A 16,084-nucleotide genomic window follows, 5' to 3' on the forward strand; every position below is an offset into this window, starting at 1 on the left:
CTCAGTCCCAGAGTCCCTGGATCCGCATGACGCCCGCGACCAGGCACATCACGGACCCGATACCGAGCAGGACGATGACGCCCCTGGGCATCTTCTGCTTCGAGAAGGAATAGACGCCGCCTGCCAGGAAGAGGCCGACGACTATCAGTACGGTGCTGAGGCCGGTCACAGCGCACCCTTCGTGGAGGGAATGATTCCGGCGGCCCGCGGGTCGTGCTCACTGGCGTAGCGCAGGGCACGGGCGAGCGCCTTGAACTGGCACTCCACGATGTGATGGGCGTTGCGCCCGTACGGCACGTGGACGTGCAGGGCGATCTGCGCCTGGGCGACGAAGGACTCCAGGATGTGCCGGGTCATCGTCGTGTCGTACGAGCCGATCATGGGCGCCATGTTCTCGGGCTCGGTGTGCACCAGGTAAGGGCGGCCCGAAAGGTCGACGGTGACCTGGGCCAGCGACTCGTCCAGCGGGACGGTGCAGTTGCCGAAGCGGTAGATGCCGACCTTGTCGCCGAGTGCCTGCTTGAACGCGGCGCCGAGCGCGAGGGCGGTGTCCTCGATGGTGTGGTGCGAGTCGATGTGCAGATCGCCGTCGGTCTTGACCGTGAGGTCGAAGAGCCCGTGCCGGCCGAGCTGGTCGAGCATGTGGTCGTAGAAGCCGACCCCGGTCGACACCTCGACCTTGCCGGTTCCGTCGAGGTTTATCTCGACGAGGACCGAGGTTTCCTTGGTGGTGCGTTCGACTCTTCCTACGCGGGCCGCGCGAGTCATGCGTCGTGCTCCTTCTTGGCGATCTCATTTACAAGCGTGCGTACCGCATCGAGGAACGCGTCGTTCTCTGCCGGGGTGCCCGCGGAGACCCGCAGCCATCCCGGTACGCCGTTGTCCCGGACCAGGACGCCCCGGTCGAGGATCCGCTGCCAGGCGGTGTGGCTGTCGGCGAAGCGGCCGAACTGGACGAAGTTGGCGTCCGAGTCGGTGACGTCGTAGCCGAGCGCGCGCAGCTCCGTGACGATCCGGTCGCGCTCGCTCTTGAGCTGGGCGACGTATCCGAGCAGCGTATCGGTGTGCTCCAGGGCGGCGAGCGCGGTGGCCTGGGTGACGGAGGACAGGTGGTACGGCAGCCGCACCAACTGGACCGCGTCGACGACGGCGGGGTCGGCGGCGAGGTAGCCGAGGCGCAGCCCGGCGGCGCCGAACGCCTTCGACATGGTGCGCGAGAGCACCATGTTCGGCCGGCCCTCGATCAGCGGGAGCAGTGAGGCATGGTAGCTGAACTCGCCGTACGCCTCGTCGACGACGACCATCGACGGCTTGGCGGCCTGGGCCGCCTCGTACAGCGCGAGGACGGTGTCGGCGTCCACGGCGGTGCCGGTGGGGTTGTTGGGCGAGGTGATGAAGACGACGTCGGGCCGGTGCTCGGCGATGACCTTCCGGGCCGCGTCGACGTCGATGGTGAAGTCCTCGTTGCGCGGTCCGGAGATCCAGCCGGTGCCCGTGCCTCGCGCGATGAGGGCGTGCATGGAGTACGAGGGCTCGAAGCCGATCGCGGTACGTCCCGGGCCGCCGAAGGTCTGGAGCAGCTGCTGGAGCACCTCGTTGGAGCCGTTGGCGGCCCACACGTTGGCGAGGGCGACCTCGTGGCCGGCGGTGCGGCTGAGGTAGCGGGCCAGTTCCGTACGGAGTTCGACGGCGTCCCGGTCGGGGTAGCGGTTGAGGCCGCGGGCGGCCTCGCGGACACGCTCGGCGATCCGGTCCACGAGCGCGTCGGGCAGCGGGTACGGGTTCTCGTTGGTGTTCAGCCGAACCGGTACGTCGAGCTGCGGGGCCCCGTACGGGGACTTGCCGCGCAGTTCGTCGCGGATCGGGAGCTCGTCGCTGCGGGTGGCCTTGCGAGGGGTGTTGCTGTGCGTCACTGCTGTGGAACCTCTCCGCCGAACCTGGCCTTGAGCGCGGCGCCGTGGGCGGGGAGGTCCTCCGCCTCGGCGAGGGTCACGACATGGTGGGTGACCTCGGCGAGCGCGTCGCGGGTGTAGTCGACGATGTGGATGCCGCGCAGGAAGGACTGCACCGAGAGGCCCGAGGAGTGGCAGGCGCAGCCGCCGGTGGGCAGGACGTGGTTGGAGCCGGCGCAGTAGTCGCCGAGCGAGACCGGGGCCCACGGGCCGACGAAGACCGCTCCGGCGTTGCGTACCCGGTCGGCGACGGCGGCGGCGTCGGCGGTCTGGATCTCCAGGTGCTCGGCGGCGTACGCGTCGACGACCTTGAGGCCGTCCTCCAGGTCGTTGACCAGGACGATCGCGGACTGGCGGCCGGCCAGCGCGGGCTCGATCCGGTCGGTGACGTGCTTGGTCGCGGCGACCTGCGGCTTCAGCTCGGCCTCGGTGGCGGCGGCCAGCTCCTCGGAGTCGGTGACGAGGACGGCGGCGGCCATCGGGTCGTGCTCGGCCTGGCTGATCAGGTCGGCGGCGACGTGCACCGGGTCGGCGGTGGAGTCGGCGAGGATCGCGATCTCGGTGGGGCCCGCCTCGGCGTCGATGCCGATCCGGCCCTTGAGGAGGCGCTTGGCGGCGGCGACATAGATGTTGCCGGGGCCGGTGACGAGGTTCACCGGAAGGCATTCGGCTGTTCCGTACGCGAACATCGCGACGGCCTGGGCGCCGCCCGCGGCGTACACCTCGTCGACGCCGAGCAGGGCGCAGGCGGCGAGGATGGTCGGGTGCGGCAGACCACCGAAGCCCTTCTGCGGCGGGGACGCGACGGCGATGCCCTCGACACCCGCCTCCTGGGCCGGTACGACGTTCATGACGACGGACGACGGGTAGACGGAGCGCCCGCCCGGTACGTACAGCCCGACGCGCTCGACCGGCACCCACTTCTCGGTGACGGTGCCACCGGGGACGACCTGGGTGGTGTGCGTGGTTCGGCGCTGCTCGCGGTGGACGAGGCGGGCGCGGCGGATCGACTCCTCCAGCGCGGCCCGTACGGCGGGGTCGAGCCCCTCCAGCGCCTCGGCGATCGCCGCGGCCGGAACGCGGACCGAGTCGATCCGTACGCCGTCGAATTTCTCCCCCCACTCGATCACTGCCGCCGAGCCACGATGGCGTACGTCCTCGCAGATGGGCCGCACCGTCTCCAGGGCGGCTTCCACGTCGAACTCGGCACGGGGCAGCAGGTCGCGCAGGTCTCCACCCTCGGGGAGGACATCGCCGCGCAGATCGATTCGAGAGATCACACCGCAATTCTCGCAGACCGCCCGCGGCGTCCGGTCGCCCGTATCACTGGCTGATACATCTCCCGGGTGTCACTGCTGACCAATAGCGTTCACGTCGTCACCCAGCGGGAAGAACAGCTCCGAGCGGAAGGGGCACCCCGTGACCGAACCGCACGACGGCGATTTTCCGGACGGTCTCAGCGCGGCCGAGCTGGGCATGTGGCAGGCCTTCCGGAACGGCAGCACCTACGATCTGCGCGCCCGCGACCCAGCGCGGGACGATCCGTTCGCGCCGCGCGTCTGGGGACCGGAGCGCAGTGTCGACGGGCGCGTCGTCGCCCGGCTGTTGCTGGCCGGACCGCCACCGCGGCCCGGCCGGGTCGCCGCGCTGAAGCTCCGGGGCGTACGGATCACCGGGACACTCGATCTCGCGGGCGGGCGCGTCGCGCCGTACGTCGAGCTGACCGGCTGCCGCTTCGAGAACGAGGTGGTGCTGCCCGAATGCCATTTCACGACGTTGCGGATCGTCGGCTGCGCGATGCCGAGACTGGAGGCGGCCCGGCTGCGCACCGAGGGCGATCTGCATCTGCCACGCTGCCGCGTCAAGCGCGGGATCCGGCTCACCGACGCCCAGATCGGCACCGATCTGCTGATCAACCAGATCGAGATCGGGCCGGACCGGGGCGGGCGCGCCCTGGCCGCCGACGGGCTGGCGGTCGCCCAGGACCTCCAGGCGGAGCTGATCGAGGCGCGCGGCGAGCTGAGCCTGCGCGGGGCGAAGGTCGGCGGTTCGCTGAGTCTGCGCGGCAGCCGGCTGCGCGGCAGGGAGGGCCGACGCGCGCTGAACGCCCCGCAGTTGACGGTCGAGCGGACGCTGTACATGAGCGAGGCGTGGGTCAGCATCGACACGGGGATCCAGGGCACCACTCCCCCGTACGGCATCGTCATGGCCCCGACCCCGACCCCGGCGCGCGGGACGCGTTCGCAGATCTTCGATTGCCGCGGCGGAGTGCGCCTGGACGACGGACGGTTCGGCGACGCGGTCGATCTGCACAAGGCACGGTTCGTACTGGCCAGGCACGAGGAGCTGTCGCTGCGCCGGATCGTCACCCCGGAGCTGCGGTTCAACGCGGAGCGGCCGGAGGAGGGCCGGGTCGTGCTGAACGGCGCGAAGGTCGTCACACTGATCGATGTGTCCACCAGCTGGCCTGGGCCCGGCGGTCTGGCGATGGGCGGTTTCGTCTACGAGAACCTCGTCCCGTACGGACACTTCCCGCTCTCCCGGCGCCTGGAGTGGGTGGCGGCGGCGACCCCGGAGTACGTACCGGAGCCGTACGAGCGCCTCGCGACGGTACTGCGCAACTGCGGGGAGGACGCGGACGCCCGAGAGGTGCTGCTGGCCAAGCAGCGGCGGCGGCGCGAGACGCTGCCGCCCGCCGCGAAGCTCTGGGGCTTCCTGCAGGACTGGACGGTGGCGTACGGCTACCGGCCGGGGCGGGCCGCGGTGTGGATGGCGGTGCTGTGGGCGGCAGGCGCGCTGGCCTTCTCCCGGCACGTCCCGGCGGCGATCAAACAGGATGAGCACCCGCTGTGGAACCCGGCACTGTACGCGCTCGACCTGCTGGTGCCGGTGATCAATCTCGGTCAGGACGGTTACTGGCGGATGGAGGGCGGCTGGCAGTGGGGGTCGGCCGTGCTCATCCTGCTCGGCTGGATACTGGCCACGACGGTCGCGGCCGGCGCGTCCCGGCTGCTGCGCCGGGGCTGACCGGATCCGGCCACGACCGGGACTTCGGGCGGCAGCCCGGCCACCCCGAGGCGTGTCGCGGGGCGGCCGTCACGGTTGCCTCGGCCGCGGCCTTCGCGGCGGCCTCCGCCATGGCCGTCACGGCGGAGGCCACGGTCGAACGACCGGCCGAGCCGCGAGCGAAGTACCGGAAACGTCTCGCCGGATCAACAGGAACAAGCCGGATTCCCGGCCTTCCTTTGCTTTTTATTGACCAAGTTCGATACAACCCATTCACTCGGCACCAAAGCTTCACAGTGCCCCTCTGGCGCCGTCCCGACCAGCGCTTTTCAATGGTCTGCACCATGCCATTCCTTCGCGCTCTGCTCCGTACCGCGCGCATGATCCGGCGCTCCCCGCAGGGGTCCGCCGGACTGCCCGCGGACGACGTGGTGCTGCTCGACGCCCCCGACGAGCGGCTCTCCCCGGCGCTCGTCGCCGCCGCCGCCGGGGAGTACGAACCGGCCGCGAAACTCCTCGCCACCACCCGGGACGGCGCCGAGTGGGAGAACCGGGACCGGTACCTCGGCCGGCTCGTCACGTTCGCCCGCAACCGCGACGGCTGGCTGACCGACTGGCTCGACGCCGCGCCGCACGACCCGGACGCGCTGCTCGTCAAGGCGGAACTGGCGGTCCGCCGGGCCTGGGAGTCGCCCGTCCGGGCCGAGCAACTGCGCGAGGTGGGGCCGCTGATCACCGCGGCGGCCGAGAGCGATCCGCGCGACCCGGTGCCCTGGCGGCTCGCGCTCGACCACGCGCGCGGCACCCATGCCACGCACACCACCTTCGAGGCGCTGTGGGAGCAGGCGATCCAGCGCTCCTCGCACCACTTCGGCTGCCATGTCGCGGCGCTGCGCTACCTCTCCGCCGCCTGGTACGGCTCGCACCGCGAATGCTTCGACTTCGCCGAGCGGGCCGCCGAGGACTCGCTGCCCGGCTCGCTGGTGCAGGCGCTGCCGCTGCGGGCCGCCTTCGCCCTGCTGATCGAGGGGCCACACGCCCGTACCACCTCGGTGCGGGAGGAACGGATCGACGCGGCGGCGGATCTGGCCATCACCCTGTCCGCCTCGTTCGCGCCCGGCGACCCCTGGCCCGCCGAGGTCCGCAACCTGCTGGCGTTCGTGCTGGTCGCCCGGGGCCGCTGGGGCGAGGCGCTGGAACAGTTCCGGCGGATCGGACCCCACGCGGCGTCGTTCCCGTGGTCGTCCGTCTCCGACGATCCGCTCGGCCGGTTCCTCGACGCGAGGAACGACGCGCGGCTCCGGGTGGCCTGTGTGACAACTTTGCCGGGACGGGCCGACCGGGGCCGGCCCCGCGGCCATTACGCTTGACCGTTGTGACCACCGCTCACCTGCCTCTGTTCCCGCTGAACGCGGTGCTGTTCCCCGGCCTCGTGCTGCCGCTCAACGTCTTCGAAGAGCGTTATCGCGCCATGATGCGCGAGCTGCTGAAGACCGACGACGACCAGCCCCGCCGCTTCGCCGTGGTCGCGATCCGCGACGGCCACGAGATCGCCCCGACGGCCGCCGGAATGCCGGATCCGACGAGCACCCCCGTCGAGCGCGGCCCCGCGGACGGCTTCGGCCCCGACCCGATCCAGACCTTCCATCGGGTCGGCTGCATCGCCGACGCGGCAAAGATCCGGGAACGGCCGGACGGCAGCTTCGAGGTCCTCGCGACCGGCACCACCCGGGCCAAGCTGCTCTCCGTGGACGCGAGCGGCCCTTATCTGACGGCCGAACTCGACGAGCTGGAAGAGGAACCCGGCGAGGAGGCGGGCGCACTCGCCGAGGGCGTCCTGCGGGCCTTCCGCAGCTACCAGAAGCGGCTGGCCGGGGCGAGCGAACGGTCCCTGACGACGGGCGCGAACCTGCCCGACGACCCCTCCGTCGTCTCGTACCTGGTCGCGGCGGCCGCCGTACTCGACATCCCGTCGAAGCAACGGCTGCTCCAGGCACCCGACACCGCGACCCGGCTGCGCGAGGAACTGACGCTGCTGCGTTCCGAGACCGCCGTCATCCGGCATCTGCCGTCCTTGCCCGCGGCCGACCTGACGCGTCCCCCCATCCACCCGAACTGACCGGCCCACCCGAGGACCCTCCCCCGTGGCGAAGAAGCCGAAGAAGCAGCAACAGCCCGGCGGCACCCCGGCGACGGTCGCGCTGACCGCGACCGGCACGGCGTTCACCGTCCACTCCTACGACCACGACCCGGCGTCGGCCTCCTACGGCGAGGAGGCGGCCGAGGCCCTGGGCGTCTCCCCCGACCGGGTCTTCAAGACCCTGGTCGCGGAGGTGGACGGCACCCTCACCGTGGCGGTCGTCCCGGTGGCCGGCTCCCTCGACCTCAAGGCGCTGGCCTCCGCGGTGGGCGGCAAACGGGCCACGATGGCCGACCCCGCAGCGGCGGAACGCACCACCGGCTACGTACGGGGCGGCATCTCGCCCCTGGGCCAGCGGAAGCGGCTGCGTACGGTGCTGGACGCGTCGGCACGGTCCCACGAGACCATCTGCGTCTCGGCGGGCCGACGCGGCCTGGAGGTCGAACTGTCCCCTGTGGACCTGGCGTCGCTGACGGGGGCGGTGTTCGCGGAGATCGGCCGGGGGTAGGCCCGTCCCATCCTGCGGTCCTCCTGGCCGCCCCCCACCGCGCCCCGCGCCCTAAGAGGAGCTCACAAAATGGGCGTCCGGCTCGCGGCGTCTGGCACGCACGCTCGCTGCGTTGCCGAAACGCCCTAGTAGCTCCGCTACAAGGACCTTCCAGCGCCTTGCGATCGCACGCACCAGACGCCGCGAGCTGATCGGACTCCCATTTTGTGAGCTCCTCTAAGACCCGGCCGGTGGCACCGGCGGCACATCCCCACCCGCACCCGAACCACCGGACGCCGCTCCCGGACCCGCCCCCGGCACGGGCCCACCCGAGGCCCACCCCGCAAACGCCCCCCACTCCGGCTCCGGATCCCGCGGCCCGAACAACGCGGTCAGCCCCAGATGAACCGCCATCGCCCCGATCGACCACACCAGCAACGCGGCCCAATTCGCCCGCAGCCGAAGCGGCGCGTCGAAGACCACCCCCTTGCCGACCGCCCGCGCGTGCGCGACCACGTCCTGGTTCGGTCCGAGCCACACCCCGAGCCGCCAGGCCAGCAGCGAACCGAACAGCCCGCCCAGCGCGAGCCCCACCACGAGGGCGATGCCGCCGCGCCGTTGGAACCAGAAGACCAGCGCCGCGGAGAGCGCGCCGAAAGCCAGCGCGAGCAGCACGAACGTACCGTCGGCGCCGATCGCCTCCTCGCCCTCGCTGTCGCTGAGGAAGACGGCCGTGCCGTCGGAGATCAGCGGAACCCGCGGGGCCAGCCACACCCAGAGGAGTCCGAGCCCGACGCCGGCGACGGTCACGAGCACGGTGACGACAGCGGCCCGCCACAGATCCGACCCGCGGTCGTTCTCCCCCTGGGACTCCACCGAGGTGGCCCCGGAGCCGGGGCCACCAGGACCACCGGGCCCACCCCATTTCGCAGGGGTCTGCCAGGGGCCGTTGGACGAGGGCTGGTGCGGCGGCGTCAGAGGTGCTGTCACCGTGCCATCGTGCCAGGCGTACCTCTGCCGCGCCTCACCGGACCGCTGCCCTGCGGTACGCCCAGGTGGCCACGGCCAGCGAGAGGACGCCGACAACGGCACAGACCGCGAGATCCAGCGCGACGACCGCCCAGTCGGGGTGCGCGTCGAAGGACCGCGAGAGCGCCTCGACACCGTACGTCGAGGGCAGCAGATCGCGGGCCCAGCCGATCGGCGCGGGCAGCCGGTCGGGCGGCAGGATGCCGAGCAGCAGCGCCGCCGACATGCCCAGCTGCCCGAGCAGGGTGGCCAGCTCCTGCCGGGGGGCGAGCAGTCCCAGCGCCGCGCCGAGCCCGGAGAGCGCCGCCCCGGAGAGCGGGATGACGACGACGAGCACCCACAGATGCGTCAGCGGCAGTCCGAACAGCACGCTCCCCGCCACGGCCGTGACGATCGTGCCGGGCACGGTGAAGGAGGCGTACGCTCCCGCCGCGCCGAGCACCACGGCGGCGGGCGGCACCGGCAGGGTCGCGTAGTGGTCGAGCCCGCCGCCGGCCCGCAGTTGCCCGAAATACTGGGCGAGCAGGTTGAGCGCGACGAAGGCCACCACGAGGACGCTGGAACCGGCGACGACGGCCCGCGCCTCGGAGCCGCCGTCGACGACCCCGCGCATCAGCACCATGATCCCGACGGACTGGAAGGTCGCGACGAAGAGCAGCGGGATACGGGCGACCCTGGCCCGGGACAGCTGGGCGCGGTAGACGGCCGCGAGCGAGGGGAACAGCCGGGCCCGCGGCGCGAGCGGTGCGGCAGCGGCCTCCTCATGACCGGCCCGGCCGTCATCGGCGGTCCGGACGGGTCCGGTCACCGCCTGTGCGGGAACGATGCTCGTCACCTGGCGCTGCTCCTGTTCGTTCCCTGCGGAGCCACGCACGCGCGCCCGGCAGCCCCACTCGTCCCGGTCGCCCCGCGCGCCCCGATCACCCCGGTCATGCCTTCACCAGTCCCTTGGCCGCGTCCCCGCCGAGCGCGAGGTAGACGTCCTCCAGGCTCGGCCTCGCCAGCGTGAAGTCGTCGAGTGCCGCGAAGGCCGCGCCGCCGGTCACGGCGGCGACCGCCGCCCGTGCGTCGTCGGGGCCGAGCCGCAGCACCCAGCGACGCCCGGACTCCTGGGCCGAGCCGCGAAGCGCGGCCACTTCGGGTACGTCCAGGGGCGCCCGTTCCCGCCACACCAGCTCGACCCGGACCTCGCCCGCGACCCGCTCCTTGAGCCCGGTCGGCGTGTCGCAGGCGATGACCCGGCCGCGTTCGATCACGGCGACCCGGTCAAGGACCGTCTCGGCCTCGATGACGTTGTGGGTGACGAGCAGCACCGTCGCGCCGCGTTCGGCCCGGCGCCGGTCCACGGCGGCCCAGACGGCGCGCCGCGCGACGGGATCCATCCCGGTCGTCGGCTCGTCCAGCACCAGCACCGGCCGCTCGCCGACCAGCGCGGCGGCGAAGCAGGCGAGCCGCCGCTGTCCGCCGGAGAGCTTCTTCAGGGGACGTGCCGCGATCTCGGTGAGGCCGAGTTCGTCGAGTACGGCGTCGCGCTCGGCGCGGGCGTCCCGTACCGGCAGGCCGCGCAGCCGTCCGGTGGTCTCGGCGGCGAGCGACACGGTCAGTTCGTCGAGGGCGGTGGACTCCTGGCCGAGGTACCCGATCAGCCGGGCGGCCCGCTCGGGGTGGCGCACGAGATCGTGGCCCAGCACGGTGACGCTGCCGGAGTCGGGCCGCATCAGCCCGGTGAGCTGCCGCACGAGGGTGGATTTTCCGGCGCCGTTGGGGCCGAGCAGTCCGAAGATCTCGCCGCGCCGCACATCCAGGCTGATCCCGTCGGTGGCGCGCACCTCGGGGGTGCCGGGCGCACCGCGGCGGCCGCGGGCGGCGGGATAGGTCTTGACCAGATCACGCACCGCGCACACGGTTCCGGTCGCCGTCTGCGCCTGTGCTGTGCCCGTACTCACGAGGTACGAGAGTACGGGGTCGGATGCCCCGTATCGTGCCCGGGGCCGGGCGGCCGGGCACCGGTGGGGCGATCTCCGACCGGGTTCCCGCCCGCGGGCCCGCCGGGGCGTCAGTCGGCGGACGGACCCGTCCGCTCCGTCACGGGGGTGTGTTCGGCCGCGGCCCGTACGTCGATCTCCCGCCAGAATCCCGCCCGGATCGCGTAACGGTCGTGCTCGTCGATCTGGTCGTCCTTGTGGGCGAGGAGGCCGAACCGTGCCGCGTACCGCAGGAGTTCGCCGTCGATGCGGTGCGGGATGCGCGGGTACATGGTCGACAGCTTCTGCAGATGAGTGGTCTCCGGCAGCCGCTCCATCCAGCGGCGGGCGAAGACCTGGCCCACCTCGAAGGGGTCGCCGCCGACGGTGGTGATGTCCTCCTCGCGGTCCGCCCAGCGCTGCTCGGCGCTGGTGAGCTGGGCCAGTGTCGGGAGGGACGCGGTTTCGGCGGGCTCGCCCAGTCCGCCGCGGTCCATCCAGCCCTTGTCGGAGGACCAGCGCAGGGTCGCGTTGGCGGGCGCGGGCTGGACGGCCTGGGTGCCGGGGCCGCGCAGGCTGCCCGCCAGGTCCTTGGGGGTGGGGACGCCCCTTCCGCCGGGGCCGGGCCGGTCGGCGGGAGTGGTGGTGCTCTCCGCCGGCGCGGGGACGGTGCCGTTGGTGTCCTCCTCGGCCTGGGCCTCGGAAGCCCGCTCGGCGGAGGCGGCGAGGGCCGCCTCGGGCAGCGGTGCGGAGAGGATCGCGGCGATCTCCGGGCGGGGCGCGGGCGGTGGGGCGCAGACGCCGCCGGTCTCCTTGGCCTGTACGGCCTGGGTGATCCAGGCCCGGTCGAGCACCCTTCGTTCGTCGGCCTCGGCGACCAGGTCCTCGGACTGGTTGTAGTCGCCGTCGGCGGCCTGGACGGCCCACAGATGGACGGCGACGCCGTGTTCCTTGGCGGACATCAGTCCGGGCAGCAGATCGCCGTCGCCGGTCACCAGCACCACGTCGGAGCAGGCGCGGTTCCTGGCCAGTTCGGTGAGCTCGGCGTGCATCGCGGCGTCGACGCCCTTCTGTGCCCAGCGCCCGTCACTGCGGGTCAGAGCGCCGAGCCGGACGGTCACCCGGGGCATCACCCGCAGTCTGCGGTGCTCGGGCTGCGGTACGCGGTCGGGGGCGCCGTCGAACCAGTAGATCCGCAGCAGCGGCTGCTGCGTATCGGCCTCGGCCAGCTCCCGCAGGCCCCGGATGAGGGCCGCGTGGTCGACGGTGATGCGGGAACGGGCGGGCTCTCCGGCCAGCAGACTCGCGGCTGCACCCAGGAGGTAGCCGGCGTCCACCAGGACGACGCAACGGTCCACGCGTTCCACCCTCTTCCAGAAGTTCGGGTGTGGTCTTTGCCAAGGGTTTCCTTCGAGTCTGCCCGACCGCGCAGGGGTTGACGGCCGGAACTCGATCATCGGCGTGGCGGATCGGGAAAACGGCGCATGATACCCCCCTCATTACGCACGGTAATGATCCAACATGCATGCTTTATATCGTTATGTGAATCTGAACGCGGTCCTGGCCCCGAGAGTCCCCACAGGAGGAACACCATGGCCAAGAACAAGAACCGCAAGCAGGGCAGCCGCCAGACCCGCGCGTCCGGTCCGGAGCACGGTCCGGAAGAGACCAAGTCGAACGCGTACGAGTCGCAGATACAGCCTCAGTCGCAGGCCCAGGGCAGCCCTGCCGATGTTGCCCGTAAGCACCAGCGGCGCTTCGGCCACAACTGACCCGGGCGGATCTCCGGTCCGGCCACAGGCCGGGTGACCGAGAGGGGCGCGCCCGTTTTCGCGGGAGCGCCCCTCTCGTACAGCGGTCGTGGTCCTGCTCAGCCGGCCAGGCAGGACGGCCCGAGCAGCACCTTCAGGTCACCGAAGAGCGCCGGGTCGGGCTTCACCCGGTGCCGGTCGAGCCGGAGCACCGTCGTCTTGCGGGGGCCCTGGAGCTTGATCCGTACCTCGGTGTCGCCCCGGTGGTTGCTGAGGACCTCGCCGAGGCGGCTGACCATCGGCGGGGTGATCTTGACGGTGGGGATGGTCAGGACCACGGGAGCGTTGGTGCCGGCCGACGAGATGTCGGGGACCTGCATCTCCATGGCGACGAGCCGGGGCACGTCCTCGCGCTTGTCGAGGCGTCCCTTGACGAAGACGACGGTGTCCTCGACGAGCTGGGTGGAGACCAACTGGTAGGTGGCGGGGAAGAACATGCACTCGATGGATCCGGCCAGGTCCTCGACGGTGGCGATGGCCCAGGCGTTGCCCTGCTTGGTCATCTTGCGCTGCAGGCCGGAGATGATGCCTCCGACGGTGACGATGGCACCGTCGGAGTGCTCCCCGCCGGTCAGCTGCGAGATCGAGGAGTCGGCCTTGTCGGACAGCACGTGTTCCAGACCGAAGAGCGGGTGGTCGGAGACGTACAGGCCGAGCATCTCGCGCTCCTGGGCCAGCAGGTAGGACTTCTCCCACTCGATGTCGGAGAACTCCACGTCGAGCCCGAAGCCCGGCTCGTCGGTCTCCTCCTCGCCCATCCCGCCGAAGAGGTCGAACTGCCCCTCGGCCTCCTTGCGCTTGACCTGCACCACGTTGTCGATCATCGGTTCGTGGTGGGCGACCAGGCCCTTGCGGGTGTGGCCCATCTCGTCGAACGCGCCGGCCTTGATCAGCGATTCGACGGTGCGCTTGTTGCAGACGACCGCCTCGACCTTGTCGAGGAAGTCGGGGAAGCTGCTGTACTTCCCCTTCGCCTTGCGGCACCGGATGATCGAGTCGACGACGTTCTGACCCACGTTGCGGACGGCCGTCAGGCCGAAGAGGATCACGTCGTCGCCCTGCGCCGCGAAGTTCGACAGCGACTCGTTCACATTGGGCGGCAGCACCTTGATGCCCATGCGGCGGCACTCGTTGAGATAGACCGCCGACTTGTCCTTGTCGTCCTTGACGGAGGTCAGCAGCGCCGCCATGTACTCGGCGGGATAGTTCGCCTTCAGATACGCGGTCCAGTAGGTGACCAGGCCGTACGCGGAGGAGTGCGCCTTGTTGAACGCGTATCCGGCGAACGGGACCAGCACGTCCCAGAGGGCCTTGATCGCGGCGTCGGAGAAGCCCTTCTCCTTGGCCCCCGCCTCGAAGAGGACGAAGTTCTTCGCCAGTTCCTCGGGCTTCTTCTTGCCCATCACGCGGCGCAGGATGTCGGCCTCGCCGAGCGAGTAGCCGGCGACGATCTGGGCGGCCTTCTGCACCTGCTCCTGGTACACGATCAGGCCGTAGGTGAGGCCGAGGACCTCCTTGAGGGGCTCCTCCAACTCCGGGTGGATCGGGGTGATCTCCTGCCGGCCGTTCTTGCGCTCGGCGTAGTTCGTGTGCGAGTTCATGCCCATCGGACCCGGCCGGTACAGGGCCGAGACGGCGGAAATGTCCTCGAAGTTGTCGGGCTGCATCTGGCGCAGCAGGGAGCGCATCGGGCCGCCGTCGAACTGGAACACGCCGAGCGTGTCACCGCGGCAGAGCATCTCGTACGTCTTGGGGTCGTCCAGCGGGAGGCCGAGCAGGTCCAGCTTGACGCCCTTGTTGGACTCCACCATCTTCACGGCGTCGTCCATGATGGTCAGGTTTCGCAGGCCCAGGAAGTCCATCTTCAGCAGGCCGAGCGACTCGCACTGCGGGTAGTCCCACTGCGTGATGGTGACGCCGTCGGTGTGCCGCACCCAGATCGGGGCGTGGTCGACGATCGGCTCGCTGGACATGATCACGCCCGCGGCGTGCACGCCCATCTGCCGGACCAGGCCCTCGACGCCCTTCGCGGTGTCGATGACCTTCTTCACGTCCGGCTCGTTCTCGTACATCCCCCGGATCTCGCCCGCCTCGCTGTAGCGCGGGTGCTTGGGGTCGGTGATGCCGTTGAGGTCGATGCCCTTGCCGAGGACGTCGGCGGGCATGGCCTTGGTGAGCCGGTCGCCCATCGCGTACGGGTAGCCGAGGACGCGGGCGGAGTCCTTGATGGCGTTCTTCGCCTTGATCTTGCCGTACGTGCCGATCATGGCGACCTTGTCGGCGCCGTACTTCTCCGTCACGTACCTGATCACTTCGACGCGCCGGCGCTCGTCGAAGTCGATGTCGACATCGGGCATGGAGACGCGCTCGGGGTTGAGGAACCGCTCGAAGATCAGTCCGTGCTCGATCGGGTCGAGGTCGGTGATGCCCATCGCGTACGCCACGATCGAACCGGCTGCGGAACCTCGGCCGGGACCGACCGCGATGCCGTTGTTCTTCGCCCACATGATGAAGTCGGCGACCACGAGGAAGTAGCCCGGGAACCCCATCTGGATGATGATGTCCATCTCGTACTCGACCTGCTTCTGCCGGTCGTCGGGGACACCTCCCGGGAAGCGGCGCTCCATCCCGCGCCGCACTTCCTCCTGGAACCAGGTGATCTCCGTGAACCCGTCCGGGATGTCGAACTTCGGCATCAGGTCGCGCTTCTCGAACATGCCGCTGGTATCGATCTGCTGCGCGACCAGCAGCGTGTTGGCGCATCCCTCCTGCCAGGCGTCGGAGGAGTCGACGGCGTACATCTCGTCGGTCGTCTTGAGGTAGTAGCCGGTGCCGTCGAAGCGGAAGCGGTCCGGGTCGGAGAGGTTCTTGCCGGTCTGGATGCACAGCAGCGCGTCGTGGGCCGTGGCCTCGTGCGCGTAGGTGTAGTGCGAGTCGTTGGTCACCAGCGGCGGGATCTTCAGCTTCTTGCCGATTTCGAGGAGCCCGTCACGGACCCGGCGCTCGATCTCGATGCCGTGGTCCATCAGTTCCAGGAAGTACTTGCCCTCGCCGAAGATGTCCTTGTAGTCGGAGGCCGCCTGGACCGCCTCGTCGAACTGGCCGAGCCGCAGCCGGGTCTGCACTTCGCCCGAGGGGCAGCCGGTGGACGCGATCAGGCCCTCGGACCACTGAGCGATGGTCTCCTTGTCCATCCGGGGCCACTTCTGCAGCCAGCCCTCGGCGTACGCGTCCGAGGAGAGCCGGAAGAGGTTGTGCAGCCCCGTCGCGTTCGACGCCCAGATCGTCTTGTGGGTGTAACCACCCGAACCCGAGACGTCGTCGCGCTTCTGGTGCGGCTGGCCCCACTGGATCTTCCGCTTGTGCTTGCGCGACTCCGGAGCGACGTACGCCTCGATCCCGATGATCGGCGTCACGCCCGCCTTCTGCGCCGAATGGAAGAAGTCGTAGGCACCGTGCAGATTGCCGTGGTCGGTCATCGCGATATGGGACATGCCCATTTCATTGCACGCGTTGAACATGTCCTTGAGCCGCGCAGCACCGTCCAGCAGGGAGTACTGGGTGTGGACGTGAAGGTGCGTGAAGGGCGGCTTGGTCACGGCGCTGTGCCTCCGGGAAACGGGCGATGACTGACTGGGGGGACAGCGTGGAAGTCTACGTCTCCGAGGTGAAGGGCGAGGGGCACTCCCGGGTAC

The 16,084-nt window shown here is 70.6% G+C and carries 14 protein-coding genes; 5 read left to right on the top strand and 9 right to left on the bottom strand.

All coding sequences use genetic code 11. The features are described from left to right. Position 1: 1 nt before the first annotated feature. From ACZ7L9_RS01345 to hisD, 4 genes are read right to left on the bottom strand one after another with little or no spacing between them, the layout of a single operon-like run. A complete protein-coding gene (locus tag ACZ7L9_RS01345; protein WP_471411432.1) occupies positions 2-169 on the bottom strand; it encodes a hypothetical protein in 168 nt (55 codons plus the stop codon). Further along, complete coding sequence (gene hisB / locus ACZ7L9_RS01350; RefSeq protein WP_471411434.1) at positions 166-768, bottom strand: imidazoleglycerol-phosphate dehydratase HisB; 603 nt, start codon at positions 766-768, stop codon at positions 166-168. The genes ACZ7L9_RS01345 and hisB overlap by 4 nt, the downstream gene beginning before the upstream one ends. Beyond that, positions 765-1,913, bottom strand: a complete 1,149-nt coding sequence (locus ACZ7L9_RS01355; protein WP_471411436.1) for a histidinol-phosphate transaminase — start codon at positions 1,911-1,913, stop codon at positions 765-767. Before ACZ7L9_RS01355 ends, hisB begins: the two co-directional genes overlap by 4 nt. After that, positions 1,910-3,232, bottom strand: coding sequence for a histidinol dehydrogenase (gene hisD / locus ACZ7L9_RS01360; protein ID WP_471411438.1), 1,323 nt, complete (start codon positions 3,230-3,232; stop codon positions 1,910-1,912). Before hisD ends, ACZ7L9_RS01355 begins: the two co-directional genes overlap by 4 nt. Before the next feature lie 139 nt (positions 3,233-3,371). Between hisD and ACZ7L9_RS01365 the strand changes: the two genes are divergently transcribed. The 4 genes from ACZ7L9_RS01365 to ybaK all read left to right on the top strand — a co-directional run bounded on the left by ACZ7L9_RS01365 (position 3,372) and on the right by ybaK (position 7,606). Further along, positions 3,372-4,979 (top strand): oxidoreductase, encoded by a 1,608-nt coding sequence (locus tag ACZ7L9_RS01365; protein WP_471411439.1) that lies wholly within the window; start codon positions 3,372-3,374, stop codon positions 4,977-4,979. 311 nt (positions 4,980-5,290) lie between these two features. Beyond that, positions 5,291-6,328, top strand: a complete 1,038-nt coding sequence (locus ACZ7L9_RS01370) for a hypothetical protein (protein ID WP_471411441.1) — start codon at positions 5,291-5,293, stop codon at positions 6,326-6,328. A 5-nt stretch (positions 6,329-6,333) separates the two neighbouring features. Beyond that, on the top strand, positions 6,334-7,077 hold the full coding sequence (locus ACZ7L9_RS01375) for an LON peptidase substrate-binding domain-containing protein (RefSeq protein WP_471411443.1): 744 nt from the start codon (positions 6,334-6,336) through the stop codon (positions 7,075-7,077). 25 nt (positions 7,078-7,102) lie between these two features. Then, positions 7,103-7,606: a Cys-tRNA(Pro) deacylase gene (ybaK, locus tag ACZ7L9_RS01380; RefSeq protein ID WP_471411444.1), complete on the top strand. Its 504-nt coding sequence runs from the start codon at positions 7,103-7,105 to the stop codon at positions 7,604-7,606. A 216-nt stretch (positions 7,607-7,822) separates the two neighbouring features. Here the strand turns inward: ybaK and ACZ7L9_RS01385 are convergent, their stop codons facing one another. The 4 genes from ACZ7L9_RS01385 to ACZ7L9_RS01400 all read right to left on the bottom strand — a co-directional run bounded on the left by ACZ7L9_RS01385 (position 7,823) and on the right by ACZ7L9_RS01400 (position 11,945). After that, a complete protein-coding gene (locus ACZ7L9_RS01385) occupies positions 7,823-8,575 on the bottom strand; it encodes an ABC transporter permease (RefSeq protein ID WP_471411446.1) in 753 nt (250 codons plus the stop codon). A 34-nt stretch (positions 8,576-8,609) separates the two neighbouring features. Continuing rightward, positions 8,610-9,422 (bottom strand): ABC transporter permease, encoded by an 813-nt coding sequence (locus ACZ7L9_RS01390; protein ID WP_471412730.1) that lies wholly within the window; start codon positions 9,420-9,422, stop codon positions 8,610-8,612. Between the two features lie 121 nt (positions 9,423-9,543). Further along, complete coding sequence (locus ACZ7L9_RS01395) at positions 9,544-10,518, bottom strand: ABC transporter ATP-binding protein (protein ID WP_471412731.1); 975 nt, start codon at positions 10,516-10,518, stop codon at positions 9,544-9,546. 152 nt (positions 10,519-10,670) lie between these two features. Next, the gene (locus tag ACZ7L9_RS01400; RefSeq protein WP_471411448.1) at positions 10,671-11,945 is read right to left on the bottom strand and encodes an NYN domain-containing protein; all 1,275 of its coding nucleotides are present in this window, start codon (positions 11,943-11,945) and stop codon (positions 10,671-10,673) included. A 225-nt stretch (positions 11,946-12,170) separates the two neighbouring features. Between ACZ7L9_RS01400 and ACZ7L9_RS01405 the strand changes: the two genes are divergently transcribed. Then, a complete protein-coding gene (locus ACZ7L9_RS01405; protein WP_471411450.1) occupies positions 12,171-12,350 on the top strand; it encodes a hypothetical protein in 180 nt (59 codons plus the stop codon). Positions 12,351-12,448: 98 nt separating this feature from the next. Here ACZ7L9_RS01405 and dnaE read toward each other — a convergent pair whose 3' ends face one another. Then, positions 12,449-15,988, bottom strand: coding sequence for a DNA polymerase III subunit alpha (gene dnaE / locus ACZ7L9_RS01410; protein ID WP_471411452.1), 3,540 nt, complete (start codon positions 15,986-15,988; stop codon positions 12,449-12,451). Positions 15,989-16,084 lie beyond the last annotated feature (96 nt).

The sequence above is a fragment of the Streptomyces sp. NPDC111516 genome, from assembly GCF_055635345.1.